This is a genomic window from Bradyrhizobium sp. SZCCHNRI3052 (genome assembly GCF_032484895.1).
Taxonomy (GTDB): domain Bacteria; phylum Pseudomonadota; class Alphaproteobacteria; order Rhizobiales; family Xanthobacteraceae; genus Bradyrhizobium.
Window position 1 is genome coordinate 39558 of the sequence record NZ_JAUETW010000017.1, and the last position, 26966, is coordinate 66523.

General features: G+C 64.5%; 29 protein-coding genes and 1 pseudogene. 18 read left to right on the forward strand and 12 right to left on the reverse strand.

The annotated features are described in order from the left end of the window. The first annotated feature begins 6 nt into the window (after positions 1-6). Genes QW887_RS31405 through QW887_RS31415 form a run of 3 tightly spaced genes read left to right on the forward strand, consistent with a single transcriptional unit; the run spans position 7 to position 1850 of the window. A complete protein-coding gene (locus QW887_RS31405) occupies positions 7-1044 on the forward strand; it encodes a YeiH family protein (protein ID WP_315715459.1) in 1038 nt (345 codons plus the stop codon). 42 nt (positions 1045-1086) lie between these two features. Beyond that, the gene (gene dsrE2, locus QW887_RS31410) at positions 1087-1581 is read left to right on the forward strand and encodes a sulfur carrier protein DsrE2 (protein ID WP_316195847.1); all 495 of its coding nucleotides are present in this window, start codon (positions 1087-1089) and stop codon (positions 1579-1581) included. A 41-nt stretch (positions 1582-1622) separates the two neighbouring features. After that, on the forward strand, positions 1623-1850 hold the full coding sequence (locus QW887_RS31415; RefSeq protein ID WP_315715462.1) for a sulfurtransferase TusA family protein: 228 nt from the start codon (positions 1623-1625) through the stop codon (positions 1848-1850). 151 nt (positions 1851-2001) lie between these two features. On the opposite strand, the gene QW887_RS31420 is transcribed toward QW887_RS31415, so the two are convergent. From QW887_RS31420 to QW887_RS31445, 7 genes and pseudogenes are all read right to left on the reverse strand, one after another. Further along, the gene (locus QW887_RS31420) at positions 2002-2955 is read right to left on the reverse strand and encodes a (Fe-S)-binding protein (protein WP_315729375.1); all 954 of its coding nucleotides are present in this window, start codon (positions 2953-2955) and stop codon (positions 2002-2004) included. Next, a pseudogene (locus QW887_RS34980) lies at positions 2956-3267 on the reverse strand (4Fe-4S dicluster domain-containing protein); the annotation flags it as partial. Between the two features lie 4 nt (positions 3268-3271). Continuing rightward, entirely contained in the window at positions 3272-4999 is a 1728-nt protein-coding gene (locus tag QW887_RS31425; RefSeq protein ID WP_316174790.1) for a nickel-dependent hydrogenase large subunit, read from the reverse strand. Continuing rightward, positions 4996-5655: a hypothetical protein gene (locus tag QW887_RS31430; RefSeq protein ID WP_316174788.1), complete on the reverse strand. Its 660-nt coding sequence runs from the start codon at positions 5653-5655 to the stop codon at positions 4996-4998. The genes QW887_RS31425 and QW887_RS31430 overlap by 4 nt, the downstream gene beginning before the upstream one ends. After that, positions 5652-6716: a hydrogenase small subunit gene (locus tag QW887_RS31435; RefSeq protein ID WP_316174787.1), complete on the reverse strand. Its 1065-nt coding sequence runs from the start codon at positions 6714-6716 to the stop codon at positions 5652-5654. Before QW887_RS31435 ends, QW887_RS31430 begins: the two co-directional genes overlap by 4 nt. After that, a complete protein-coding gene (locus tag QW887_RS31440; RefSeq protein WP_316174786.1) occupies positions 6709-7128 on the reverse strand; it encodes a hydrogenase expression/formation C-terminal domain-containing protein in 420 nt (139 codons plus the stop codon). Before QW887_RS31440 ends, QW887_RS31435 begins: the two co-directional genes overlap by 8 nt. Continuing rightward, complete coding sequence (locus QW887_RS31445) at positions 7118-7618, reverse strand: HyaD/HybD family hydrogenase maturation endopeptidase (protein ID WP_316174784.1); 501 nt, start codon at positions 7616-7618, stop codon at positions 7118-7120. Before QW887_RS31445 ends, QW887_RS31440 begins: the two co-directional genes overlap by 11 nt. A gap of 131 nt (positions 7619-7749) precedes the next feature. Between QW887_RS31445 and QW887_RS31450 the strand changes: the two genes are divergently transcribed. From QW887_RS31450 to QW887_RS31480, 7 genes are all read left to right on the forward strand, one after another. Beyond that, positions 7750-7995, forward strand: a complete 246-nt coding sequence (locus QW887_RS31450; RefSeq protein WP_315752106.1) for a HypC/HybG/HupF family hydrogenase formation chaperone — start codon at positions 7750-7752, stop codon at positions 7993-7995. Further along, entirely contained in the window at positions 7988-8290 is a 303-nt protein-coding gene (locus tag QW887_RS31455; protein WP_316174782.1) for a hypothetical protein, read from the forward strand. Before QW887_RS31450 ends, QW887_RS31455 begins: the two co-directional genes overlap by 8 nt. Positions 8291-9235: 945 nt before the next feature. Then, a complete protein-coding gene (locus QW887_RS31460) occupies positions 9236-9724 on the forward strand; it encodes a MarR family winged helix-turn-helix transcriptional regulator (protein ID WP_316174780.1) in 489 nt (162 codons plus the stop codon). Between the two features lie 61 nt (positions 9725-9785). After that, a complete protein-coding gene (locus QW887_RS31465; RefSeq protein ID WP_316174778.1) occupies positions 9786-11459 on the forward strand; it encodes an FAD-dependent oxidoreductase in 1674 nt (557 codons plus the stop codon). Between the two features lie 194 nt (positions 11460-11653). Next, entirely contained in the window at positions 11654-12184 is a 531-nt protein-coding gene (locus tag QW887_RS31470; protein ID WP_410052636.1) for a DUF4142 domain-containing protein, read from the forward strand. 287 nt (positions 12185-12471) lie between these two features. Beyond that, the gene (locus QW887_RS31475; RefSeq protein ID WP_315715796.1) at positions 12472-12744 is read left to right on the forward strand and encodes a hypothetical protein; all 273 of its coding nucleotides are present in this window, start codon (positions 12472-12474) and stop codon (positions 12742-12744) included. A 55-nt stretch (positions 12745-12799) separates the two neighbouring features. After that, positions 12800-13276 (forward strand): GNAT family N-acetyltransferase, encoded by a 477-nt coding sequence (locus QW887_RS31480; protein WP_316186027.1) that lies wholly within the window; start codon positions 12800-12802, stop codon positions 13274-13276. Between the two features lie 84 nt (positions 13277-13360). Here the strand turns inward: QW887_RS31480 and QW887_RS31485 are convergent, their stop codons facing one another. Then, a complete protein-coding gene (locus tag QW887_RS31485) occupies positions 13361-14251 on the reverse strand; it encodes a hypothetical protein (protein WP_316174775.1) in 891 nt (296 codons plus the stop codon). 413 nt (positions 14252-14664) lie between these two features. Continuing rightward, positions 14665-14910, reverse strand: coding sequence for a DUF3551 domain-containing protein (locus tag QW887_RS31490; protein WP_315715474.1), 246 nt, complete (start codon positions 14908-14910; stop codon positions 14665-14667). 358 nt (positions 14911-15268) lie between these two features. On the opposite strand from QW887_RS31490, the gene QW887_RS31495 reads away from it, so the two are divergent. The 3 genes from QW887_RS31495 (at position 15269) to QW887_RS31505 (ending at position 19744) form a co-directional block, all read left to right on the forward strand. Beyond that, entirely contained in the window at positions 15269-16303 is a 1035-nt protein-coding gene (locus QW887_RS31495) for a YihY/virulence factor BrkB family protein (protein ID WP_315828053.1), read from the forward strand. Positions 16304-16530: 227 nt separating this feature from the next. Further along, complete coding sequence (locus tag QW887_RS31500) at positions 16531-18057, forward strand: ATPase domain-containing protein (protein ID WP_316195851.1); 1527 nt, start codon at positions 16531-16533, stop codon at positions 18055-18057. Then, positions 18047-19744: a response regulator gene (locus QW887_RS31505; RefSeq protein ID WP_315828054.1), complete on the forward strand. Its 1698-nt coding sequence runs from the start codon at positions 18047-18049 to the stop codon at positions 19742-19744. The genes QW887_RS31500 and QW887_RS31505 overlap by 11 nt, the downstream gene beginning before the upstream one ends. A 62-nt stretch (positions 19745-19806) precedes the next feature. Here the strand turns inward: QW887_RS31505 and QW887_RS31510 are convergent, their stop codons facing one another. Then, positions 19807-20019: a hypothetical protein gene (locus QW887_RS31510; RefSeq protein WP_315752098.1), complete on the reverse strand. Its 213-nt coding sequence runs from the start codon at positions 20017-20019 to the stop codon at positions 19807-19809. A 945-nt stretch (positions 20020-20964) separates the two neighbouring features. Between QW887_RS31510 and QW887_RS31515 the strand changes: the two genes are divergently transcribed. The 5 genes from QW887_RS31515 (at position 20965) to QW887_RS31535 (ending at position 25326) form a co-directional block, all read left to right on the forward strand. Next, positions 20965-21699 (forward strand): thioredoxin family protein, encoded by a 735-nt coding sequence (locus QW887_RS31515; protein WP_316188124.1) that lies wholly within the window; start codon positions 20965-20967, stop codon positions 21697-21699. A 149-nt stretch (positions 21700-21848) separates the two neighbouring features. Further along, a complete protein-coding gene (locus QW887_RS31520; protein WP_316195853.1) occupies positions 21849-22241 on the forward strand; it encodes an EF-hand domain-containing protein in 393 nt (130 codons plus the stop codon). 183 nt (positions 22242-22424) lie between these two features. After that, positions 22425-22808, forward strand: coding sequence for a DUF302 domain-containing protein (locus QW887_RS31525; protein ID WP_315715482.1), 384 nt, complete (start codon positions 22425-22427; stop codon positions 22806-22808). Positions 22809-23313: 505 nt separating this feature from the next. Beyond that, a complete protein-coding gene (locus QW887_RS31530; RefSeq protein ID WP_315715483.1) occupies positions 23314-24936 on the forward strand; it encodes a PAS domain-containing methyl-accepting chemotaxis protein in 1623 nt (540 codons plus the stop codon). Positions 24937-25107: 171 nt separating this feature from the next. Continuing rightward, entirely contained in the window at positions 25108-25326 is a 219-nt protein-coding gene (locus tag QW887_RS31535; protein WP_316171942.1) for a hypothetical protein, read from the forward strand. 34 nt (positions 25327-25360) lie between these two features. Here QW887_RS31535 and QW887_RS31540 read toward each other — a convergent pair whose 3' ends face one another. After that, positions 25361-26125 (reverse strand): serine O-acetyltransferase, encoded by a 765-nt coding sequence (locus tag QW887_RS31540; RefSeq protein WP_316171941.1) that lies wholly within the window; start codon positions 26123-26125, stop codon positions 25361-25363. A gap of 134 nt (positions 26126-26259) precedes the next feature. Then, a complete protein-coding gene (locus QW887_RS31545) occupies positions 26260-26886 on the reverse strand; it encodes a LysE family translocator (protein ID WP_316171940.1) in 627 nt (208 codons plus the stop codon). Between the last annotated feature and the right edge of the window lie 80 nt (positions 26887-26966).

Genomic DNA, 26966 nt, shown 5'->3' on the forward strand with positions numbered 1-26966 from the left:
TAGGCCGTGACTGAGACCGTCGCAATCAGGACATCGATGATAAGTCGCGGCCTCGCGGCCTTCATGTCGCTGCCGACCTATTTCCCGGGTGTCCTGGCCAGTCTGATCATCGCGATCGCGGCAACCTTCCTGTCCGAGCACTATGGCGGGCCGGTCATGCTGTTCGCCTTGCTGCTTGGGATGGCCTTCTATTTCCTGTCGCAGGAGGGGCGCTGTGTTGCCGGCATCGAACTCGCCTCGAAGCACATCCTGCGCGTCGCCGTCGGCCTGCTCGGGGCGCAGATCACGATTGCCGAGATCATGAAGCTTGGTCCGACGCCCGTGATCACGGTCGTCGGCGCGGTGATCCTGACCATCCTGTTCGGCGCGCTGGCCTCCCGTGCCATGGGTTTGAGCCGGCGGTTCGGAATCCTCACCTCCGGGGCTGTGGCGATTTGCGGAGCGTCGGCGGCGCTCGCGATCTCGTCGGTGTTGCCCAAGGGGGAGCAGCACGAACGCGACACGGTCTTTACCGTGATCGGCGTGACCGCGCTCAGCACGATCGCGATGATCGTCTATCCGCTGGTGATCGCAGGATTTCATCTCGATCACGCTGCAGTCGGCATGTTTCTTGGCGGCACCATTCACGACGTTGCGCAAGTGGTTGGCGCCGGCTTCAGCGTGTCGGAGGAGACCGGAAACGTCGCGACCTTCACCAAGCTGCTCCGGGTCGCCATGCTGCTGCCTGTCGTGGTGATGCTGTCCTACGTGTTCCGCGCCCATCACGTCGGTAGGGCCGGGCGACAATTGCCGGGGTTCCTGGTGGTGTTCGCCGTTCTGGTGATGCTCAACAGCGCCGGCGTCATTCCCGCATTCCTGCTTGCCCTCATCAAGGACATTTCAAGGTGGTGCCTGGTGACGGCGATCGCAGCGCTCGGGATGAAGACGTCGCTCAAGGCGATGGCCGATGTCGGCGGCCGGGCGATCGCGCTGATCGTCGCCGAGACGTTGTTCCTCGCAGTTCTCGTGCTGATGGTCGTGCGTTGGAAAGCAGGAATCCAGTGATGCGCGCGGTTGCGCCTGCGAGAGACCAAACGGAGAGATGCAATGGCCGATGATAACAATACCAAGTGCATGTCGATGATTGTCACCAAGGGCACGCTGGATTGGGCCTATCCGCCCTTTATCCTGGCCACGACAGCGGCGGCCATGGGCCTCGAAGTGACCATGTTCTTCACCTTCTACGGCTTGACGCTGCTCAAGAAGAATCTCGACCTGAAGATTTCGACGCTCGGCAATCCGGCCATGGAGATGCCGATGTTTGGAATGCACATCGGCATGCCGAATCTCGTATCGGCCATCCCCGGCGTCGACGCGGCGGCGACGACAATGATGAAGAACCTGATCAAGAAAAAGGGGGTCGCATCGATAGAGGAGTTGCGCACGATGGCCATCGAAGCCGAAGTCAAGATGATCGCCTGCCAGATGACCATGGATCTATTCGAGTACACCAAGGACGACATGATCGAGGGGCCGGTGCTCGGCGGCGCTGCGACCTACATCGAGACGGCGACCAAGAGCGACATCAACCTGTTCATTTGAATGTATCACGAAGCCAGCACCAGAAATTACGGAGAGACAGGATGGCTGACCAGGTTCTCGATGCCAAGGGACTGAACTGCCCGCTGCCGATCTTGCGCGCGAAGAAGGCACTCAAGGACGTGCCGATCGGTGGGACGCTTCAAGTGCTCGCCACCGATCCCGGCGCTGTGAAGGACTTCGAGGCGTTTTGTCGCACGACCGGAAATGATCTCTTGGAATCCAAGTCGGAAGGCAAGCAGTTCGAATTCCTGATCAGGCGAACGTCCTGACGCTACGCAATCTCTGCCACGCCGGAGTGCCTTTCGGTTTGACCGAGAGCGGAACCGCAACCAACGGAGGGGGACCGGTGCAGTCTGCGTGCTCCGCCGCCGGCGTTTCGCCGCCGTTTGCCCACGCTGCAAGGCGTACGACTGTGAACCGTCACCCTTGCGTCTTCGCCGGGGCGTCCTCGATCAGGTGGTCCGCAATGATCTCCACCAGGCTCGCGAGCCCGCCTTCCCATTTCCAATGGGCCTTGCTCTCGTCCATGGTCAGCCGGCAGTTCGAGCATGCCGAGACCATCGTCTTTGCACCGGTCTTCTCGACCTGATCCATTTTGATCTTGAATACCTTGTGGCGAAGATCGGCAGCGCGCGCGATCGCCTGCACGCCGCCCCCGCCACCGCAGCACCAGTTGAGATTTCCGGTCGGGGTCATCTCGCGGAAGTCCTTCGCGAAATCCTGCAGGAGGAATCGCGCATCTTCGGTCGCGCCGCCGCGACGGGATATCTGACAGGGATCGTGATAGGTGATCGACTCCTCGATCGGCTTCAGCCTCAGCCTGCCGTCCCGCTTGAGTTGCGCCATGAATTCCGAAATGTGCACGACTGCGAAGGGCAGGGGGCGGCCGAGCATATTGGCACCCGACCAGCGCAGCGCACCGAACGCGTGGCCGCACTCCGGAATCACCACCGTCTTGGCTCCCACCGCCTCGGCGGCCTCGGTGATCCGCTGAACCATGATCCTGGCGACGTCCGCCTTGCCGGCCAGATAGCCAAAATTCGTGGCTTCATAGCCCTTCGTGCTCAGCGTCCAGTCAACCCCCGCGTGGTTGAGCAGCTTGGCCATGGCCACCACGGAATCGGGGTATTTCATCGTCTCGACGGACGAGAGCGTCAGCAGAATGTCGGCCTTGTCCTTGTCGAGCGCGATGGGCACGTCGTGCTCATCTTCGAGCCATTCGATACGATCGCGCAGCTTTTCGGCCGTCACGCCCAGCGGGCTTCCATGATCGCGCGAATTGTCGGCGGCCTGCAGAAGGTCCCTCGGTCCAAGTCCCGCCTTGACGAAGGCCTGCCGCGCGCCGCCCACGATGGAAGCGATGTCGATCCCCATCGGACAGATCGTGGTGCAGCGACCGCACATGGTGCAGGTATCGAACAGCAGTTCCTCCCATTCCCTGAGGTCCTCTTCCGTGACGCGGGGGGCGAAGAGCGAGAGCGGGAATTTCTGCCGGCGATACGCCTTGGCAATCGGAAACAGCTTGTAGGCGGGCGTGTGCCGCGGATCTCCGGAGGCCTGATAGAAGTGGCAGGCTTCGGCACAGTTCCCGCAATGGACGCAGGCCTCGAGATAGCTGACCAGATGTCCCTCGGTTCGCGCCAGGAACGTTCTGCTGGCTGCTTCGACGTCGATTTCGCCGCCCATCGCCTTACCTCACCCGCAATTGCATCAGCTCTTCGCCTTCCGGATCGATCACATGCACCGCGCACGCAATGCACGGATCGAAGCTGTGTATCGTGCGCTGGATCTCGAGCGGCTGCCGAGGATCGTGGAGTGTGTGGCGATCCATCAATGCCGCTTCGTAAGGTCCGGGCTGGCCCTTGGAATCGCGCGGTCCCGCGTTCCAGGTCGAGGGCACCACGGCCTGATAATTATCGATGCGCTTGTTCTTGATCACCACCCAATGCGCCAGCGCCCCACGCGGCGCTTCCATGAAGCCGACACCCTTGGCTTCGGCGGGCCAGGTTGAGGGATCCCACTTGTTCGAATTGTGAACGTTCAGATCACCCGCGCGGATGTTGGAAAGAAGACGGTCGTACCAGGTCGACATCTGGTCGACGACGATCTTGCTTTCCAGGGCGCGCGCCGCAGTGCGTCCCATGGTCGAGAACATCGCCGTCAGCGGCAGTTCGAGCTTGCCCAGCGCGTAGCCGGCCAGTTCGCGCGTCGGCTCGTGACCTTTGGCATGGAGCATCAGCACGCGCGCGAGCGGGCCGACCTCCATGACATGGCCTTTCCAGCGAGGCGCCTTCAGCCAGGAATAGCTCGCACCGACATCGAGCTGCTCGAAGGGAGGCTTGGGACCGGTGTAATGCAGATTGGTCTCGCCCTCGTAGGGATGCAGGCCTTTGTCCTTGCCGGTTGCATAGTCGTACCAGGAATGGGAGACGAACTCCTGGATTTCCTCCGAATTGTTCATGTCGACGGGATGGATCGTGGTCAGGTCGCGATTGAGGATGGCGCCCGCCGGGATCAGCCAACTGGCCGGGTCGTCCATGCCCTTTTCGGGAAAGTCGCCGTAGGTCAGGAAGTTGCCCACGCCTTCGCCGCGCGCGAACCAGTCCTTGTAGAAGGATGCGATGGCCAGCGTGTCCGGCAGATAGACCTGCTCGACAAAATCCTTCATTCGGCCGATCACAGTCTTCACCGTCTGCAGGCCGTCGATGCCGATGGCGGTGCCGCCGGTGTTCAGGCTGATCGCCGACGGGGCGCCGCCGACCAGGAAATTCGGATGCGGATTCTTGCCGCCGAAGACGGTATGGAGCTGCACCACCTCGCGCTGCCAGGCGAGCGCTTCCAAATAGTGCGCGACCGCCATCAGGTTTGCTTCGGCCGGCAGCTTGAATCCGGGATGTCCCCAGAATCCACCTGCAAAGATGCCGAGCTGGCCGCCTTCGACGAAGGCTTTCAGTCTCTTCTGCGTATCTGCGAAATAGCCTGGGCTCGACTTCGGAAAGCTCGAGATCGATTGCGCCAGTTGCGACGTCGCCGCGGGATCGGCCTTCAACGCCGACACCACGTCGACCCAGTCGAGCGCGTGCAGATGATAGAAGTGCATGACATGGTCGTGCACATATTGTGCGGCAATCATCAGGTTGCGGATGAGTTGCGCGTTCGGCGGAATGGCGTATCCCAGTGCATTCTCCACGGCACGGACGCTGGCGATGCCGTGGACCAGCGTGCACACGCCGCATATGCGCTGCGCGAAAGCCCAGGCCTCGCGCGGATCGCGTCCTTTGAGGATCAGTTCGATGCCGCGCACCATCGTGCCGGAACTGTACGCACCGGTGATGGCGCCCTGGGGATCTGTTTCCGCCTCGATCCGCAGGTGCCCTTCGATGCGCGTGATGGGATCGACCACGATGCGCTGGTTCATATCTCAACTCCCCGGCGGCTGTAGAAGATCCCGGTCTCGCTTCTGGTCAGGAAGACGAGGAAGGCATGCATGAGCTTTCCGAACGGGAACCAGATCAGGAACAGGCACACGGTCAGGATGTGCACGGACAAGAGCGTTTCATACGGCGCCCATAGGTGGCTCACCGCGATCAGCCCTGTCACGACCGGAAGGAACGTCACCAGCCAGCTGAAGTAGTCGTCAAGCGTCGAAAGCAGTCTTAAGACGGGATTCGTCATCCGCCGCGCCAGCGCAGCCAGGAGCGACGCGAGCGTGAGCACCGACGCGGCCGAGATCACGCCGGTGGGCAAATTCGGCCATGAAAAGCCGAACAATCCGCGCAGGAATAGAATGTGCTGCGCCAGTCCGAACACGACGATGGCAAGGCCGACGTGAAAGACATAGCCGTTCACCGTGCTGAACAGCGACGCGCGCAGATGGGTGTTCGCGGGCCATAGGTGACGCACGAAGCCCCGGAACGCGCCAACCACGGCGTGCGGTGCACCGGCTCGCTTCGCCGATCTGTCGTTGGTCCAGGGCAGGAGCAACAGTGACGCGAGCCGCCACACCACGCCGCCCACGAATATCGCGATTGCAATCTCGATCGCGGGCCCGCGCACGAAATCCAGCAGCCTCATGGCAGGGTCTCCCTCTCCGCTCGTTGTTTGCGCCGGCGCGCCAGCCATGCGCTGGCAATCCCGACCGCCGCGCCCGCAGCCGCGGCGCCGGCGATGATCTCCGGATCATTCAACGTGTTCGAGGAAAGCGGCTGGTAGAAGCTGCCGCGATCCCAGAAATTCGGTTCGGAACACCCCAGACAGCCGTGTCCGGACTGGATCGGGAAGGAGACGCCACCATTCCATTTCACGGTCGCGCACGCATTGTAAGTCACGGGCCCCTTGCAACCGACTTCATAGAGGCACCAGCCCTTGCGTGCTCCCTCATCGTCGAACTGCTTGGCGAACTGCCCCTTGTCGTAGAACGGTCGGCGATAGCAGCGGTCATGAATCGTATCGCCGAAAAACGCTTTCGGCCTGCCCTTGTCGTCGAGCTCGGGAAGCTTGTTGAACGTCACGAAATACGCAATCGTGCCAGCGATGGCTTCCGGAATGGGCGGGCAACCGGAGACATTGATCACCGGTTTGTCGGTGATGATGTCGCTGACAGGAACTGCGCCGGTGGGGTTGGGATTTGCGTGCGGAATGCCGCCGAAGGCCGCGCAGGTCCCGACGGAGATCACGGCGGCCGCATCTGCGGCCGTCTCCTTCAGCACCTCGAGGTTGGTCTTGCCGGCGTTGGTGGAGTAGACCCCGCCATCTTTCGTCGAAACGGAGCCGTCGACCACGACGACATATTTGCCCTTGTTCTCCTTCATGGCAGCGAGGCGGGCCGCTTCCGCGGCAGCACCCGACACCGCCATCAGCGTTTCGTGATAGTCGAGCGAGATGAGATTGAAGATCATGTCCTCGATGGTCGGACCGAAAGAACGCGTCAGCGATTCCGTACAGCCCGTACATTCCTGAAACGAGAGCCAGATCACGGATTGGCGCCGCGTATTTGCCAACGCCTCCGCCATGCCCTTCGCGGCCATCGGGGGCAACGCCAGAAGGCTGGCGAGATAGGTCGTATATTTCAGCAGGGCGCGGCGGGAGACGCCCCGGCGCGTCAAGAGCTCGCCGATTGTCTCGGTTTCATGCATCTTCGGCATCCTCTGAAGAGACGCGGTCGATCAGATCTTCAGACAGTTTGTTGCTGGCCGCAGCGATGTCGGCCGCATGGCTTGTCAGGATCTCCGGGGACGCCGTGATTTCGATGCGTTCGGCGGCGAGCTTGTCCCCGGCGCCCAGGTGGCGAACCCACCACACGCCGGCATAGCGCGTCTCCCAGATTTCGCTGATGCCGGCTGCGGTCAAAACGGCCTCCAGGTCACCGTGGCCCAACCGCTCCTCCAATTCGCTGCGGTCCGCAACCGTGAGAGGCAGGCTGCACAGATCGATCGCCGCGCAAGCGCCGGTATTGGCAAGCACATCGAGGTGATGGGCGATCTCGCGGAGCAGGCTGTCGATCATCCCGGTGCGGAACCCCGCTGCGGCATCCGCTTCAACTGTCATGGTGCCACCTGCTGAGGAGCGCTTTGATCTGCTGACATGCGGTGGGAATGGCCGCGCCAACCGCGGGCGTCAGCGACAGGCCCCATTGTGTGGATTCGGGTTGAACTGCGACGAGCGCCCGACGCGCCGGCTCGCAGCCGGTCAGCCGCGCCGCCGACATCAGGTCGGCAAGCGCGACCTCATGAGCCGTCCGCTTCTTTCCCGTCAGCTGCCGGTCCATCTCCGGACCTTGAAAGATTCTTACGGTGCCGGGCTTCGCGCCCAGTTCCACGGCGTCGACGGCGATGAGCGAGCCGAAATCTTCGATCTCCGAAAACAGGGACAGCCCGAGCGTCCCGCCATCCCGCAGAGCAACACGATGCGGTATCTCGCCCGCACATTCCAGTGCATCGAGGGCCCGAACGACGTGCACGCCAATGCCGTCATCGCTCAGCAGGATATTGCCGATTCCGAGCACCAGCGTGTGGGTCGCCGCGACATGCGTCCGCATAGGAGAACTCCTGCGAGATCAGGCGCCTCATATTCTATGCAGCGAATATGATGCTCTTATCTTGATCCACGTCAAATCGAGTTCATCGATCGGGCTATGATTTAGCACCCAAGTAATTGCGTGGAACCGACATGTGCCTTGGCATCCCGATGCGGGTCGTGGAGTGTGACGGAGTCATGGCGCGATGCGAGGCCAAAGGCATCGAGCGCATGGTGAGTCTGTTTTTGCTTCAGCATGAAACGATCGATCCCGGCGATCACGTCGTGGTTCATGTCGGTTACGCCATCCGGAAGATGTCAGAAGCCGAAGCGTCGAGTGCATGGGATCTCTTCGACGAACTGCTTGCGGCGGAAGACGCGATGCGCGGCAATGCATGAACGCGCCATGCGGGCCGCCTGCGTCAGCCGGACTAACGCAAGGGGACGCCGTCAGCGATCGAAGCCGCGCTGCGCGATCGGGCGCTTCATGCCGCGCGCATGGTCGCTCGTGGTGCCGATCGTCAAGCCGGACGCCGCCAACGTCGTCTTCGGCCGGTCGCATTTCAAGGCTGTGGAAGATCTCCACGGCGCTGGTGGCGCGGTTCAGGGCACCCGCTTCGAGCTGGGGGACGCCACCTTCCGGCATATCGCTTGCCAAAAAAAGAAAATTTTCGACGTCCCGAGATCAATCTGACCCGCACACTCGATGTTCCCTAACGGAGGTCTGATTTGATCGGCGGTTGATAAATGCCGCTTCTATGAGTTGCGTTTGCGATAGAAGTCAACCTATAAATGTAATGCAAGACAAGCAAGAAGGAGGGTCAATGCGATTGGTTGTCTTCCTCGCGGTGTTGATACCGCTGGGCCTATCCGTGGCACATGCCAAAGGGGCTCCACATAAGCCGATAAAGGCGGAGCCTATTGGTAGATGCGAGTATACTTCAACTTGCGGCACGGGCTGCAGGTTTTGCCCCACACATGGTGCTTGTCGTTGCAGCAATTGTTGCCTCGCGAAACCAAGACATAATAGATAGTACATCTAATAATCAATTTTGCGGATTGCTTGGTGAACATCAAGCTGTGTCATGCCATAGGGTAGCCGTTTTAGTTGCTGGCCTCACCGTTGCATTAGCGGTCTTCGTTTCAGCCTAATGCAATTTGGATCATGGCTGACACCATCAGCGCTGCCGCGCTTGGGACCTGTTCGGCGCCACCGTCCGCACGATCACCGATCTGGCGAAGCGTGGCATCACTGCGTACGCCGTGCGCTGCTACGAGCTGACGGCCAGCTTTGCGGCTATTGCGAACATTTGCTGAAGCTGGCGACGGGACGCGGCGGCGGTCAAGCTATTTGCATTGGCGACGGTACAGCGGGCTCGCCTTGGCGCATGAGCAGGCCGGCCACCGGTTGACCACCGAACCCCTGTGAACAGACGGCGATAATGGTCGTCAATCACGCGCAAACTTCATTGTCCTTATTGGCCTTTTCGTTCGCTATTTGCGTTCGGGACGCAAGGGGCGGCAGGCTCGAATCCTGCCGCTCCGACCATTCTTCGCGTGACATCTCACGCGTTTCCCATTTCACCTTGCGCTTGCGACGTTGACCCGGCGTGGCTCGGTATGGAGAGGTAGTCCCGATATGACAGCGCGAGATCAACGCAAGGCGCGGCCCACCGGGCAGACGGCATGGCGGCACGCCAATGTCGGCCGGCTGCTCAACAATGCGGTGCGCCGGTTCGAATCCCGGGTTCTCCAATTGATGGCCGAGGGCGGCCACGGCGGGACGCGGATCGCCCATGTCAGCCTCACCCGCAATCTCGACGTCGAGGGCACCCGGCTGACCGAGCTCGCGCGGCGGGCCTCGATGAGCAAGCAGGCGATGGGCGAGCTGGTCGATCAATGCGTCGAGCTGGGTCTGGTGTCGCGCGAGGCCGATCCGAGCGACCGTCGCGCCCGACTGGTCCGCTTCACGCCGGCCGGACTGAAATGGCTGGAGGCGTTTGGCGATGCCGTCGATGTGGCCGAAGCCGAGATGCGCAAGGAGCTCGGCAAGGTCGTGATGGACGCGATCCTGCAAGGACTGTCGGCCTATGGCGCCCGCTTCGATACGCTCGACGACACCAGATAGTCAGGTTGCTTGACTATTGTGCCGGGCGCGGTAGCCTTCCTCCGTTGCGAGGAGAAGCGCCGTGATCGAACGTCTGAGTGCTTCGGTGCTGATCGTGGGCGGCGGTCCGTGCGGGCTGATGCTGGCCAACGAGCTTGGCCGCCGCGGCGTGTCCGCAATCCTGGTCGACGAGAAGCCGGGAACGGCCTTCAACCCGCAGGCCAACGCGACGCAGGCGCGGACGATGGAGCATTTCCGCCGGCTCGGCTTCGCCGACGAGGTCCGGCGCGCGGGCCTGCCCGCGGACTACCCGACCGACGTCGCCTATTTCACGCGCTACACGGCGCATGAGCTGGCACGTTTTCAATTGCCGTCCGCAGCACGCGCGACGGAACTGGTGAAGGGTCTGTCCGGCTCGTGGAGCGCAGCAGAGCTGCCGCACCGGGTGTCGCAGAAATTCGTCGAGGCGATCCTGCGTAGGCACGCGGCGCAGCTTGCGGGCATTCAGTTGCGCTACGGACATCGGTTGATCGGCTACGTCACGGATGACGGCGGCATTGCCGCCGACGTCGAGCGTGTCAGCGACGGCGTGCGCTGCGAGGTCGCGGCTGATTTCCTGATCGGCGCCGACGGTCCGCGCTCCCCGGTGCGACAATCGCTTGGGATCTCCTACGGCGGAACGACGGGAATACGGCGCGATTTCATGGGCGGCCGCATGCTCGCGGTCTATCTCCGCTCGCCGGAGTTCTACGCCAGTGTCCCGCATGCGCGGGCCTGGATGTATGTCTGCTTCAATCGAGACCGCCGCGCCTTCATGGCCGCAGTGAACGGACGCGACGAGTTTGCCTTCCACACCCAGCTGCGGCCCGGCGAGGACGAAAGCGCGATTACTGCCGATGATGCAAGGACAGCGTTCCAGCGCGCCTGCGGTGCGCCCATTTCCTGCGAGGTGCTTTCGCACCTCACCTGGACCGCGGGTCATGCGCTGGTCGCCGAGCGCCTGCAGCGCGGCCGGGTCTTCCTTGGCGGCGATGCGGCGCATCTGTTCACGCCGACCGGCGGACTCGGCTACAACACCGCGATCGAGGACGCGGTCAATCTGGGCTGGAAGCTCGCGAGCGTCGTCAAGGGAACGAGCCCCGTCTCGCTGCTCGACAGCTACGAGGCCGAGCGCCGTCCGGTGGCGCTGCGCAACACCGACTACGCGCGCGGCTTTGCGGATTCGCTAGGCCTGTTTGCCGCGGTGCCCGAGATCGAGGACGCGACCGCGGCCGGCGACGAGGCACGGCGCATCGCCAGCGCCTATCTCGATCAGCATGCGCGCGCCGAGTTCAACATCCCCGGCGTCACCTTCGGCGGCCGCTATGATGGCTCACCGATCATCGTCCCCGATGGCACCCGGCCGCCGCCGGATGCGGCCAACGCCTACGTGCCGAGCGCCTGTCCCGGTGGACGCGCGCCGCACGCCTGGCTGGAGCAAGGTATCTCGCTGTACGACCGCTTCGGCTTCGAATGGACGCTGCTGCGGTGTGAGGGCAGCGGCCTCGATGAGGATCAACTACGTGAGGCCATGGGGCCGCTGCGTGCCGATGTCGAGATCGTCACCTTGCCGCGAGCCCTGCGCGATCTCTACGAGGCCGACCTCGCGTTGATCCGTCCCGATCAGATCGTGGCGTGGCGCGGGAGCGCGGCGCAGGCCGGCCTGCTTCGACGCGTGCTGGCTCGGGCGCTCGGAGGAGATGCACGCACTCACTGAGCGCTGTCTGGCGCGGGTCCGATACCGAGAAGTCATCGACGTCGTGCTGCGGGGGCGTGCCGCAGCATTTGGAACCCGCCGCGTAGTTGCGCGCGGACACATTCTGCAGGGCAGCCACGCGGGGCTTAGGAACGATCGTCGGGCGAGGCTCTTGCCGTCGGGACGATCAGGAGCCAACCCCTCGGAGATCAACGATGAGCAGGATGATCCACAACCATCAGACGAAAGCGATCCGAATTGCCATGGCCGCCTCTGCCGTGACCGTGTTGGTGGCCGGCGGCGCGGTCGCCGCTCCGAAAGGTCAGTCGCCCGCCAAGGATCAGCATTTCATGACCGAGGCGATCGAGGGCGACATGTCCGAGGTGAACATGGGCAGGCTGGCGCAGCAGAAGGGGCAGAGCGATCAGGTCAAGCAGTTCGGGCAGGCCTTGCAGCAGGACCATAGCGAGCATCTGCAGAAGGCGCAGCAGCTTGCGAGCCAGAACGGGATGAAGGTGCCGTCCGAGCCGAGCAAGAAGCAGAAGGCCATCTACAACCGGCTGGAAGGCATGTCCGGCGGTCGGTTCGACCAGGCGTTCGCGCAGGCGATGGTTCGCGATCACCAGGAGGATATCAAGAAGTATCAGAAGCAGGCCGCGGCAAACTCACCGCTGTCGGACTTCGCCCAGCAGACCGTGCCGGTGCTGCAGAAGCACCTCGACATGGCGAAATCATTGGCGAAATGACATGGGCCAGAGCGACCACGATGCCTCAGCCTCGTCCGGGCGTCGTGATCGCCAATGATCGCGCCATCTGAAGGACAAGTTGCCGACCACGAGGCCAATGCGACGCTGGCCGAGACGCTGGCGAAGCAGCCTCGCAAGATGGCCGAGCCGCGACCGGCGGAAAATCGCACGTCGGCACTGCGCGTTCGGCATCGGAGTGCCGCCTGCCCGAGCATTGCCCGACCTTCGTCCGGCTGCTAGCGTTCTCCCATGAGGCACGGGCAAGCGATAAGACGATGACCGACGTGATGACCGAATCGGAAAAGGCGCAGCAGATCGTGGCTGCGCTGAGGGCGGCGGAGGCGAGCCCCCCGGAAGCGGCACTGCAGACGTTGAACGGCCTGATGGGCCTCGTCCGCAGCCCGAGCGCGGAGCAGCCGCTCGAGGTGGAGGAGGCGCGCTCGGCGGCCTTCATGTCGATCTGCGAGGTCGGCAAGGCACTGCATCGCGGGCAGCCGACGGAGGCGCTGTGGCCGACGGCGCTGTCGGCCAGCGAGCGCTGGCTGGCGCTTGCCAAGTGAGCAAGGGCGAGTGAGGACGAACCAGACCGGTGCGGGCCGCATGAGTTGGCGTGCAATGGCGCCAAGCGATCTTGCTGATGTCGATGGGATCGCAGCCCGCGTGCACCCGGACTATCCCGAGGACAAGAGTGTTTTCGCGGAGCGCCTGCGTCTCCACCCTGATGGATGCCGCGTGCTGCGTGGGACCGGCGCCGGCATCGCCGGCTATGTGCTCAGCCATCCCTGGCATCTCGGCCGGCCGCCGGCCTTGAACCGGCTGATCGGAAGCATTCCGTCGGCTGCATCGACCTACTACATCCACGATCTCGCCTTGCTGCCCGCGGTTCGCGGCAGCGGCTCGGCGACCGTGATCGTCGAGGAACTGATCCGACACGCGCGTGCGCTCGGCCTGGAGTCGCTGTCGCTGATCGCCGTCAACGGCTCGACGCCATTCTGGGAGAGGCAAGGATTTGCGGTCGACAAGGCAGCCGCCGCGGATCCGACCGGCAGCTATGGCAGCGACGCGAACCTGATGATCCTGCGGCTCGCCTGAATTGCGCGCGCTACTTTCGCGGCGGGGGGTACAATGCGTAGCGGCCCGGCGATGGGCCGGGCCGCTCGCTGTTCTTGACGTGCTCTATTCCGGCATCGACATCGGCCGCCGCCACATGTCGCGCCGCCGGCTGAAGCGGTTGGCGTGCAGCATCCATCCGGTGACAGGCTTGCCGTCGCGGTGACGGCCTCCGCTCTCCGCAGCCGCCCAGGCGGCGACGGCGCCGAGCAGCGGCGCGGTGGCCACCGAGAACGCCAGGATGACGGTGCCGGCGCGCGTGCGCGAGATCGCGGTCTTGGCTTCCGCGATCACGCTATCCACCCGCCGTTCGGCATCGGGAGCAGCGAGACCGGTCGTGCCGCTGACGAGCTGCACGAGATAGCTGCGATCCTCCGGGCTGACGCCATTGTGGCTCGACGCCGTGAGCAGGATGCGGCCGGCCTCGCCGCGTGCGGGGGCGAGATCCGGGCTGGGTGCTCGCCGGGGCGCGCGGAACAGATGGTCGAGCTCATAGCTCAGGATCGATGGTTCATTGGCCGTCGCCGGCGCAGTCAGCGGATTGGTCCGCGTCGCCGCGGACGCGCCGAGCACGGCGAGGGTAGCGCCGAGCACGACTGCCAGCGCCCAGGCTGAGACGCCATGCAGGCCGTCGCGCTTTTCGATCTCTTCGCTTTCGGCAAGCCCGTGCGTTGCGCGCAAGCGACCCGCCATGTAGCCGCCGCAGCCGAAGCTGATCAGCGCCTGCAGCACGAGATAGAGGCCGGACAGGAGCCAGAGCGCCACCGAGGCGTCGCGCCATGTCGGCGCGCTGGAGCTGACACCGAGGCCGACCGACATGGCAAAGCTGATCAGGATCGAAGAGACCGCGGCGGCGGTCAGGGCTCCTGCAACGACCGGCGTCCATTGCAGGGTCCAGCTATCGGCCGTCGCGCTTGAAAGGGGTGATGTGACGACCGGCGCAGTTTCCATGGCCATGATGTCGTCTCAGCGCAGACCGAAGAACGACAGAACGGCCATGATGACCACGATCAACCCCACGAGATAAATCAGTCCGTCCATGATGGTCCTCCTCCGGTTCGACATTGGTCGCCGTATAAGCAACAGCGAGGCGCAATGTTCCGTGCACGTATCAGCGGAGGAGGAGGAGGAGGAGGAGGAGGAGGAGGAGGAGGAGGAGAGGACGCGTGGCCGCCGGCCTCAGATGGGACTTGCCGCAACAGCTAACGGATCATGAGCCAAAGGATCATGGTGCCGTTGCGCGATGCAATAGAGCAGGGCCAGGGGGGCGTGGCGGCCAGAGATGTCGCCGCCAGCCATGTTTCAATTGTTGCCAGGTTTGGATGGATCGCGCGGCTCATTCCCCGCGCGAGGGCTGACGCAATGACCCGTCAATAGCGTGGGTCGTAGCCGCGCTGCCGGGCATAGGCGTAAGCGGGGTTGATGCCGCAGCCCGCATCGGTCCCCGAGGCCGCCGCCTGGCACTGACGATAGGTGGAGAACTGACAGTTGCCCGGATAGCCCCACATCCTGCCCTGCAGGCAGAAGCGGTCTTGCGCGGCGGAAGCCGGTGAGATCGCGGCGAAGCTCGCGAGGACGGCGGTGGCAGACAGCGAGGCAAATAACAGGCGGCGCATGCGTTTATCCTTGCGTTGAAAAGTACCGTTGCAACGCGAGGGGGCGCAGGCCCGTTCCTCGCGCAACATCAACTGTTTTGTGTCGGCGGCGCTGCGACGCGTTCACTGGCCGACGAAATTGTCTGCATGTTGGCGCTTGCCCGAGTTGGCCTTTTGAAGATCGGAGGAGCCCACCGTTGCGGAGCTTGGCAACGCGCGTCATGGCGTGATGCCGGAACATTCGTCCACCGCTCCGGTTGCTTTTGGCCGCTGGTGATGGACCGATCCCATGTTTCGCCGATCCAAGACGTCAGACGCCGCACATCGCGACTCTTCGAGCGTTTTCGCGAGCCGCCCGCGCGCACCTGGCACCGGCGGGATGCTGGCTCTGCTCGGGTTCGCGTTCCTGATCCACTATTTCGATCAGCGGCCCGAACAGACGGAAGGCTCGGGAGGCGCGCGCCGGTCCGGCGCTGGACACGGCCGGCTGGCGCGTTCGCCCGCGGAGCTTCCCGCGCGCGGCTGGAAGGACGTCCTGTTCCGGGTCTATGAAAACGTGACCGAGCACAGGATCGTTGCGCTCGCCGCAGGCATGACGTTCTACACCCTGCTGGCGATCTTTCCGGCGCTGGCCGCGTTGGTGGCGATCTACGGCCTGTTCTCCGATCCGGCCAAAATCACCGGACATCTGGAACAGTTGCAGGGCGTGATGCCCGGCGGCGCCATCGACATCGCGCGCGACCAGTTGACGCGCGTCTCTGCCAACGGCCGTCAGGCGCTGGGCATCACCTTCCTCGTCAGCCTCGCGATCTCGCTGTGGAGCGCCAATGCGGCGATGAAGTCGCTGTTCGACACGCTCAACATCGTCTATCGCGAGCCCGAGAGGCGCGGCTTCATCAAGCTGAACGCGATTTCGCTGCTGTTCACCGGCGGCGCGATCCTGTTCGCGCTGCTTGCGATCGGCGCCGTCGTCGTGCTCCCGGTGCTGCTGAACTATCTCGGCATGTCCGGGGCCGGCGACCTGGTGCTGCGGATCGGCCGCTGGCCGGCGATCTTCATCTGCGTCGCGCTCGGACTGGCCCTGATCTATCGCTACGGGCCGGACCGCGAGGAGCCCAGATGGCGCTGGATCAGTTGGGGCAGCGCGCTGGCGGCGGCGCTGTGGCTCGCGGGCTCGGCGCTGTTTTCCTGGTATGCGGCGAATTTCGGCAGCTTCAACGCGACCTACGGCTCGCTCGGCGCCGCCATCGGCTTCATGACCTGGATCTGGATCTCCGCCATCGTGATCCTGATCGGTGCTGAGCTCGATGCCGAATTGGAGCATCAGACCCTGCGCGACACCACCACCGGCGCCGCACAGCCACTTGGCACCCGCGGCGCCACGATGGCTGACACGGTGGGCCGTGGGAGCTGATCTGCCGTCGGCTGAGAATGCAGGTGCGATCGGCTCGGCCATGCGAGATGCCGCACGGGGATCGCAACGCACGGGGCCCGCGCCACGGCGATCTCGTGGAACCGCCCGCCTGAGACGGAACCCGGGAACCCGAGGCGGATCCGCTGTGTTCCTATCGGGTCGTCGCGAAGCCCCGAATTGTCGGGTTCGCTGCGGCGTCGTCTCGATTGTCACGACGGAGCTTATGCATGACGGAGCAGCCTGTTCGCGGAAGCGACGAGGGTGGGCCCAGGGATCTGCCGCGCATTTCCACCGGAAGTGAAGGCCTCGACGACATTCTCGGCGGCGGCTTCGATCCCAATCGCCTGTATCTGTATGAAGGCCGTCCCGGCACCGGGAAGACCACCATAGCGCTGCAGTTCCTGCTCAAGGGCGCAAGTTGTGGCGAGCGCGTGCTGTACATCACGCTGTCGGAAACCCGGCGCGAGCTGGAGGTCGTGGCGCGGCGCCATGGCTGGTCGCTCGCCGGCGTCGACATGTTCGAGCTGGTGCCGCCGGAAACGACGCTCGACCCGGAGCGCGAGCTCACCGTGTTCCATCCGGCGGAGGTGGAGCTCAGCGAGACCACCGGTCTGATGTTCAACGAGGTCGAGCGCATCAATCCCAGCCGTGTTGTGATCGACAGCCTGTCGGAGCTCCGGCTGCTGGCCCAGAGCCCGCTGCGCTATCGCCGCCAGGTGCTCGCGCTGAAGCACTTCTTCACCAAGCGCAACTGCACCGTCGTCCTGCTCGACGACCTGTCATCCTCGCAGGACGACCTGCAGCTCCACTCGGTCGCGCATGGTGTCGTGATGCTGGAGCAGCTCGCGATCGAATATGGCGCGGAGCGCCGCCGGCTGCGCGTGATCAAGATGCGCGGCATCTCGTTCCGGGGCGGCTTCCATGATTTCACGATCGCCTCGGGCGGGCTCAGGATCTTTCCGCGCCTGGTCGCCGCGGAGCATCACCGATCCTTCGCCGGCGATTTCACCTCGAGCGGCAACGCCGAGCTCGATCAGCTCCTGGGCGGCGGGCTGGAGCGCGGCACCAATGCGCTTCTCATCGGTGGGGCCGGTGTCGGCAAATCCTCGGTGGCGCTGATCTACGCCATCGCGGCGGCCCAGCGCGGCGAGCACGCGGTCTTCTTCGCATTCGACGAGGGCCGCGGCACCGTGGAAGCCCGTGCCCGGACGCTCGGCCTGCCGCTCGAACGCCATATCGAATCCGGGCGCATCCATTTCCAGCAGGTCGACCCGGCCGAGCTGTCGCCGGGCGAATTCGGCGCCATCGTTCGGCAGAGCGTCGAGCAGGACGGCGCCCGGCTGATCGTCATCGACAGTCTCAACGGCTATCTCAACGCGATGCCCGACGAGCGCTTTCTCATCCTGCAGATGCATGAGCTGCTGACCTATCTCGGCCAGCAGGGTGTGCTGACCATCCTGGTGCTCGCGCAGCACGGTCTGGTCGGGCCGATGGATACGCCGCTGGACATCAGCTATCTCAGCGATGCCGTGCTGATGCTGCGCTATTTCGAGGTGGGAGGGGCGGTGCGACGCGCATTGTCGGTGGTCAAGAAGCGCAGCGGTCGCCACGAGCACAGCATCCGCGAGTTTCGCCTGAGCAGCTCCGGCATCACCCTCGGCCCGCCGCTCAAGGAATTCAGCGGAATATTTTCCGGCAATCCGCGCTTCACCGGAACGGATATCCCCGACATGGACGTGCGGGATGGGCATTGAGCGAGATCACCGCGTCCTCGTCTTCGCGCCGATCGGGCGGGACGGGCCGGCATCGGCAGAGCTGCTCCGCAGTGCAAGAATCGAGACGACCGTCTGCTCTGACCTCACGCAGCTGCTCGGTGAGTTGAGCGCGGGCGTGGGCACGGTCTTCGTTGCCGAGGAAGGGTTGTTCGCAAAGGACACCGCCGCCCTCACGCAATGGGTCGAGCGGCAGCCGGCCTGGTCCGATTTGCCCTTCATCGTGCTCACGAGTCACCGCGAGCAGAGTGCCGTCGTCACGTGGCGGCGCAATCTGGTAAGCGCGCTGCGCAATGTCTCGCTGCTCGAACGGCCGATCCAGCCGATCACGCTCACCAGCGCCGTTCAGTCCGCGCTGCGGGCGCGACGTCGTCAATACCAGATTCGCGCTCTCATCCAGGCGCGCGAGCAGGCGGCGCAGCAGCTCGAGCAACTCGTCGTCGAGCGGACGCGGGCGCTCGCGGAATCGAACGAGCATCTTCGCATCGAGATGGCCGAGCGCGCGCGGGTCGAGGAGACGCTGCGCCAGACGCAGAAGATCGAGGCCATCGGCCGGCTGACCGGCGGCGTCGCGCACGACTTCAACAATCTGCTGATGGTGATCTCCGGCGGGCTCGACATGCTCGACCGCCAGAGCGATCCGGCGCGGCGTCGCCGCCTGATGGACGGCATGATCCAGGCGGCGCAGCGCGGCGCCAGCCTGACCCGCCAGCTGCTCGCGTTCTCGCGCCGGCAGGAGCTGCGGCCCGAGCCGGTCGACATCGCCCGCCAGATCGGCGGCATGCGCGAGCTGCTCGACCGCAGCCTGCGCGGCGACGTGCACGTCGAGTTCGATTTCCCCGAGGCGCTCTGGCCAGTCGAGGTCGACCCCGGCGAGCTCGAGCTCGTCGTGCTGAATCTCGCCGTCAACGCTCGCGACGCGATGCCGACCGGCGGCACGATCGTGGTTCGGGCCGAGAACCTCCGCAACGTGCAAGACGATCAGATCGCCGGCGACTACGTCCGCCTGTCGGTGATCGACACCGGCACCGGCATGACGGAGGAGGTTCGCGTCCGGGTGTTTGAGCCGTTCTTCACGACCAAGGACGTCGGCAAAGGGTCCGGCCTCGGGCTGGCCCAGGTCTATGGATTCGTCACCCAGTCACGCGGCACCGTCCGCATCGACTCGGAGCCGGGCAAGGGGACGACGATTGCGCTCTACCTTCCGAGGTCCGAGCACGCGGCGTCCAGGGAGCCGCACCATCTGATCGATCTGCAGCGGCCCCAGGCCCGCCAGCGCAACGAAGGCCGCGTGCTGCTGGTCGAGGATGACGATGAGGTCGCTGCGCTCGTCGGCGAGATGCTCCGCCAGCTTGGCTATGAGGTGACCCGCGCCTCCAGCGCGGCCGCGGCGCTCGGTGCGCTGGCCGACGGACGAGCCGTCGATCTCGTGTTCTCCGACGTCATGATGCCGGGGGGCATGAACGGTGTCGAGCTGGCGCGCGAGATTCAGAAACGGCGCGGCGACATGCCGATCCTGCTGACCAGCGGCTATTCGGGCGCTGCCGTTCACGCCGCCAAGGAGGCGGGCGTCCGCATCCTGTCGAAGCCATATCGCATCGACGAACTGGCGACCGCACTCGATGCGGTGAAGATGGACCACGTCTGGTCGCAGGCGCGCATCTCGTGATACGGGGGCTGATGGCGAGCTGCTGATAGCGAGCTGCGGTCTCGGACCTCTCCAGTTCGCGATCAACCGCGCTCGATCAGCACCGAAACCGTGACATGCCCGACCTCGCCGTCATCGGAGCTGACCTTGAGGCGGACGTTCGTGGAGGAGGGATCGAGCCGGTCGCGCGCGATTGCAAGCGCGGTGTCCGCCGTCTGCATCAGCACCGTCTCGACATCATCGAAATCGACGCCATCGCCGCGCATTTCGCCAGGACTTGTCACATAGAAGCGCATCTCGTTCGTCCTGATCTGCCGTCACCCGAAGGCGGGAGCCGTCGATCTGGTGGAGATATGCGGGATCGAACCCTCCAGCAGCCACGACCATCTCAAAATCGAACATTGTGACAAGGTTCCTGCGGATGTCCGGAACACCCTGAACGCGGAACTCCTGAAGCACCCGCTTCACATGCACCGTGCTGAGAGCGAGGGCTTCGGCGAGCGCAGGCTCGTAATCGGGAACTGATACTCGTTGTCGGCGACAAGACCGACCTCCGCCAGGCGTTGTCGCAGCTCAGCGACGAGATGCGCCACGCGTGCCGCTGCCGAGCCAAAGCCGAGGTGCCGCGGTGTCGATGGTGTTCAGCTCGTGCCGTCGCAACCGGCGGGTCAGGATCGTCATGGGATGCCTGACCCGCTCGCGATGGCGAAGCTCAAGACCATCGGCTTGAGGCAGGGTCTGCAGGACCGGAGGCGATCATCGAAAACGGCCGAATGCGAGGTCTGTTCCTCGCGGATCAGTTTTTTGCCGGCAGCCAGCCGCGACCGAACCGGTGCTCACCGCCGGTCGTCCATCCAATTGACAGATCCGCAGGCGGTACAATTGAACAGACGCGCCGCTTCGCCGGTTCGTGGGTTCAGGATGCTCTGAACCGCGCGCGCCGGTTGTCCGCAGCCGCGGCAGCGCGCCGGCTCGGTCCGACCGCTGTGGGAGTCACTGCTCTGATCCGACACGTCTGCCATGGCTGCCCCGAAACGGACGAGAGCGGGCGGTGGATCAGGTCGACCGCGCACGCCGGTCTGAGATGGGAGTGGGGGCGCCCGACGCTGGCCTTTTCTGGTCGATCCGCGGTTCCCCGCACCCGGCCGCGCTGCGATGACCCGCCGAGAAAATAGATGGCGTCGGTGTCGGGCCGCCGAGCCTTGCATCGTCCTCTGCTAAGGACACGGAGGACTCCAGACATGACCCCCAGAATAGTCACCGCGGACGAATGGACCGAAGCGCATCGCGCCCACCTCGCCCAGGAGAAGGCCTTCATCAGGCAGCGCGATGCGCTGGCTGCCGCCCGCCGGGCGCTGCCGTGGGTCCGGGTCGAGAAGGACTATGTCTTCCAGGCGGCGGACGGACCCGTCAGCCTGGGCGATCTGTTTCAGGGACGGAGCCAGCTGATCGTCTATCATTTCATGATGGCGCCGGGCGATCCGCACCGCTGTCCCGGCTGCTCGTTTCTGTGCGACCACATCGACGGCTCCAACCAGCACCTCCGCCACCACGACGTCAGCCTGGTCGTCGTGTCGCGTGCGCCGCTCGCCGAGATCGCGCCGTTCAAGGCGCGCATGGGCTGGGCGTTCGACTGGGTGTCATCCGAGGGCAGTGATTTCAACTTCGACTTTCAGGTCTCGTTCTCGGACGAGCAGATCGCGACGGGCAAGGCCGCCTACAATTTCGCACCCTTGACGAGCAGGTCGCCCGAGCTCCCGGGCCTGACCGTGTTCACCAAGGACGACGCCGGTAACATCTTCTGCACGTTCCAGGTCCGCTCCCGCGGCGGCGATCCCCTGATCGGCGCCTATCACTATCTCGATCTCACGCCCAAGGGCCGCAACGAGACCGGCCGCGGCAATCTCTCCGATTGGGTGCGCCTGCACGATGAATATGAGGAAAGCGGCGCGCGAGACTGTCATTGCGGCCGGTAGATCGAAACGAGTAGGGCGGATCAGCGCAGCGTGATCCGCCGCGCCGTCAGTGCCGCCATGCGGACACAGGAAATCGTGAAGGGTCCTCATAGGATCGATGCCCGGTCGGCGGACTTGTCGCGCGTGATGACGCATTCGAGGAGGCTTCCATGCGCCGAGCCATGTTGCGACTGACGATATCAGCCCTGGTTTTTGCCTGCGGCACCGCCGCCGCGCTGGCGCAAAGCCAGACCACGCCGGATCAGCAGAAGATGCCGCCTGCGATGGCCCCGGGAACCGGCTCGCCGATGGGCGGCATGATGGGCGGCGGCATGATGGGGCATATGCCCGGCCCGATGGGACGCGGCGGGATGGGCGGCGGCGTCATGGGCCCGGCATTGATGCGCATGGTGTTCGCACTTGTCGACACCGACGGCGACGGCACGATCTCGCTGCAGGAATTCCAGGCGGCGCATGAGCGCATCTTCAAGGCCATGGACAGCAACAAGGACGGCAAGTTGACCCCGGAAGAGATGCAGGCGTTCATGCACGGGCCGCGATGACCGGCGTCAAACCGGCGTGATGGCCGGGCCTGCGCTGGCGCGAGTCCGGCAAGTGCGGCCATTTCGCTGATCTCGATCAAGTGCCCGCCGCACGGACGCGCAACAGTGCCGCCGTCAGATCCGATCGCCGCGTGCGACGAACTGCGTCGACGCGGCGGCAGACCAGCCGGAAAAGAGGCGAGCATGACCTACTATTTTGCCAAAGCGGTAAATCTATCGTTCGACGCGGCGATCGAGCGGGTGACGGCCGAGCTGAAGGCACGCGGCTTTGGCGTTCTGACCCGCATCGATGTGCAGGCGACGCTGCGCGAGAAGATCGGCGCCGACTTTCGGCCCTACACCATCCTGGGCGCCTGCAATCCGAAGCTGGCGCATGAGGCATTGCAGGCGGAGAGCCGGATCGGCACCATGCTTCCCTGCAACGTCATCGTCCAGGAGATCGGCGGGAAGGTCGAGGTCGCCGCCGTGAATCCCGTCGCCTCGATGCAGGCCATCGAGAATGCGGCGCTCGCGACGCTCGCCACAAAGGTCTCTGACGCTTTGAAGGCGGTGGTCGAGGCGGTGTAGCTCTGCCGTCCAACGGGACCACCGCTGATCGGAGGATCGCCGGCCCAGGTCCATGACGACACCAGGGATGATGGACCGCGGTGATCGCCCGCGCGCATCAGGCGTTCTTGCAGTGGCGGTTGCTCCCGGCGCCGAGGTCCTGCGAGCTGGTGCGGCTGTTCGGAGAGGAGCTGCACGCCAACAAGGCGACGCCCCACGATCTCCGCGCCACGCGCCCGATTGTCGACGATCCTGGGGCCGCAGCGCAGCTTCCGCGCGACGTCATTGTATGTCGGACGTCATGTCACAGCGGTAGAACTACGGAAAAGCCGGAATTCTCAACGCGCTTTAACGAGAGTGGAACAAGTTGCATCAATTTTTGCGCAGACATGTCGCCGGGCGCGCGGGACGATCGTCACCGCCGCCGACCATCTGCAAACGAACTATTCATCTGGAGGTTACCTTGTTGTTTCGATCGAACAGCCGCTCGGACGCGGAAGCACAGCTTGCAGCAATCAGTCGCGCGATGGCCGTGATCGAATTCCAGCTCGACGGCACGATCATCACCGCGAACAAGAACTTCCTGAACGCACTCGGCTATCAGCTAGAGGAAATCCAGGGCAGGCATCACAGCATGTTCGTGGAGCCTTCCGAACGCGACGGTGCCGCCTACCGCGAGTTCTGGGCGGCGCTGAGCCGCGGCGAGCTCAAGGCCGCCGAGTTCAAGCGCATCGGCAAGGGCGGTCGCGAAATCTGGATCGAAGCGTCCTATAATCCCGTCCTCGACAGCGCCGGCAAGCCGGTGAAGGTCGTCAAGTTCGCGACCGACATCACCGAGAAGAAGCTGCGCAGCATGGCCGACGGCTCCAAGCTTGCCGCCATCGATCGCGCGCAGGCCATGATCGAATTCAAGCTCGACGGCACCATCGTCAGTGCCAACAAGAATTTCCTGGACGCGCTGGGCTATCGCCTCGACGAGATCCAGGGCAAGCATCACAGCATGTTCGTCGAACCCGCGCTGCGCGACAGCGCGGCCTACCGCGAGTTCTGGGCAGCTCTCAATCGCGGCGAATATCAGGGCGGCGAATACAAGCGCATCGGCAAGGGCGGCAAGGAAGTGTGGATCCTTGCCACCTACAATCCGGTGCTGGATGCGACGGGCAGGCCAATCGGGGTCGTCAAGTTCGCAACCGATGTCACCGCGCAGAAGCTGACGAACGCCGACCTCGCCGGCCAGATCGAGGCCATCGGCAAGTCCCAGGCCGTGATCGAGTTCAACATGGACGGTACGGTCATCACCGCGAACGACAATTTCCTGCATGCGCTCGGCTACACGCTGGCCGAGATCCGGGGCAAGCATCACAGCATGTTCGTCGAACCGTCCGAGCGGGAGAGCGCCGCCTACCGCGACTTCTGGGCCAGCCTGAACCGTGGTCAGTACCAGTCGGCCGAATACAAGCGCATCGGCAAGGGCGGCCGGGAGGTCTATATCCAGGCCTCCTACAATCCGATCCTCGACCTCAACGGCAAGCCGTTCAAGGTGGTCAAATACGCGACCGACGTCACCCGGCAGGTCTTCGTTCGCATGGGCAACGAGCGCGTGCGCGCCATGATGGAATCGGTGGCGGCGGGCGCGGAGGAGCTCAACGCGTCCGTGCGGGAGATTTCCGAAGCCATGACGAAGTCGCGCGAGACCGCCATGGGCGCGGTGGACCGTGTCACCTCAGCCGACGCGCAGGCGCAGCGGCTCTCCGATGCCGCTCAGTCGATGAGCGGCATCGTCGAGATGATCCACAACATCACCGGCCAGATCAATCTGCTGGCGCTGAATGCCACCATCGAGTCCGCCAGGGCCGGCGAAGCTGGCAGGGGCTTTGCCGTCGTTGCCTCCGAGGTCAAGAACCTTGCCACCCAGGCAAAGACCGCCACCGACAAGATCGCGACCGAGATCGACAGTCTCAACAATATTTCCGGGGGCGTCGTCACGTCTCTCGGCTCGATCAAGCAGGCGATCCAGAACGTCAGCGAGTATGTGACGTCGACGGCCGCCGCCGTCGAGGAGCAGAGCACCGTCACGAGCGAGATGTCGTCCAGCATGGCGCGCGCCGCGGCCGAGGCTCAGGCGCTGGCCGAGCGCGCCGCGGCTTGAGGTCGGATCGGAAAGCACCGATCGCGCGGCGGCCTGTCAATCCAGGCCGCCGCGTGGTTGCAGGCAATGCCGCCGCCCCGCACGTCATGCGCCTGTCGTCTTCGCCGAATTCCACCTTTCTCATCGGGGCGACCCGTGGCTGATATCCTCGCATTTCCCGCCCGGGCCTCGTTGCGTATCATCGGCGCGAAAGCAGAACGGCTGCGCGATGCGGTGGTCACCGGCGAGGTCGGACGGCTGCGGCGCGAATTGGAGGCTTGGCGAAGCGCGGTCGACAATCTGGACCGGTGCATCAGGTCGGATCCGGCCCTCGCACCGCTTGCGGCCGAGTGCGACAAGATCCGCGACCTGATCTCCGTCACCGCGGGCAAGCTTGAAACATTGCTGTAAAACCGGCCGCCCCAGGGGTCGCGAGGAGTCGTGGTCAGGCTGGGACCGGCTGCTCCGGGCAGTTCGTCAGGCGAGCCGGCGCGCCCACGGCGGTGCAGCCCGACGGCACATCGGTGGTGACGACGGCACCGGCGCCGATCTTGGCAAAATCACCGATCGCGACGTCGCCCAGCACGGTCGCGCCCGAGGCGAGCAGCACGCCGCGGCCGATCCGCGGGGCGCGGCCGGGCAGCGCGTCGTGTCGTCCGATCGTAACGTTCTGCAGAATGGTGACGTCGTGGCCAATGCTGCTGTGGGCGCCAATGACGATGCCGGTGGCATGATCGAGAAACACCGCGGTCCCGAGCCGCGCCGAGGGATGGATGCTCACCTGCAGGGATGTTGACGAGTCCGCCTGCATCAGGAGCGCCAGGTCGGGTTGCCCGTTGCTCCAGAGCCAGTGCGCGACGCGATGCGCCTGCAGCGCGACGTAGCCTTTGTAGTTCAGCAGCGGCGGCAGCAGCGCCGTCGTCGCTGGATCCTGCGCCGCGATCGCCCCGAGGTCGCGACCCGCCGCCTCGACGAGCTCAGGCGCGGCGGCATACGCCTCGCGCGCGACCGCGGCAAATCGGGCGCGCGCGGCATCGCCGCTGCCGAGGCGGATGCCAATCTGCTGCGCGACGGCGCTGCCGAGATCAGAATGATCGAGGATTGCAGCCGACAGGGCGCGGCTGAACACGGGATCGGCCGCGGCGATGGGCCGGGCCTCGTGCTGGATCGACGACCAGAGCTCGGGACTGGATGGGTGTGTGTCGGCCATGGCAAAGCCTGCTCGATAACAGGTGACGGCGACAATATAGCCTGACCTGCGCGTTGCAGAAACCTGGACGACGCCTCGCGGGCGTCGTCATCCGATGTGGCCGGCGACGATCCACGCCGAAGGTCGCAGTCCGTTCAGTTCTGCGCCGTCCGCGCCGCCGCGGCGGCGACGCCCGCACCGATCAGAAGGGTGCCGCCCGCCTTGTTGAAGATGCTGATCACCTTCGCGCTCCGTACGAGCGCGCGGGCGCGCGAGGCGATCAGCGCATAGCCGACGGCATTGGCGAAGGCGAGCACGACGAAGGTCGATTCGAACACGACCATCTGCGTGAGGAAGCTGCCGTTCGGACTGAGGAACTGCGGCAAGAACGCGACGAAGAAGGTGATGCTCTTCGGGTTCAGCGCCGTGACGATCCAGGCGTGACCGAGCATTTTCAGCGCCGAGGTCCTGTCGGTCCGCGGCACGGCGTTCAGCGCGCCGCCGGCCTGCCACAGCTTGATCCCGAGCCAGACGAGATAGGCCGCGCCGATCCATTTCAGCACGGTGAACAGCAGCGCCGACGTGGCCAGCAACGCACCGACGCCCAGCATGGACAAGGTCATGGCGGTGAAGTCGCCCAGCGCGACGCCGAGGGCCGTCGGCAGCGCGGTTCGCCACCCCTGGCCCAGCGCATAGGAGACCACCAGCAGAACCGTCGGCCCCGGGATCACCAGGAGGATGATGGACGTTCCCGCAAACGCGAACAAAGTCTCGATCGTCATGCTGATCGTCTCTCGCGAGGACATATGCGACGTTGGTATATCGAGGCGGATAGGGCCGCAATGATCTTTGTTGCGAGAGC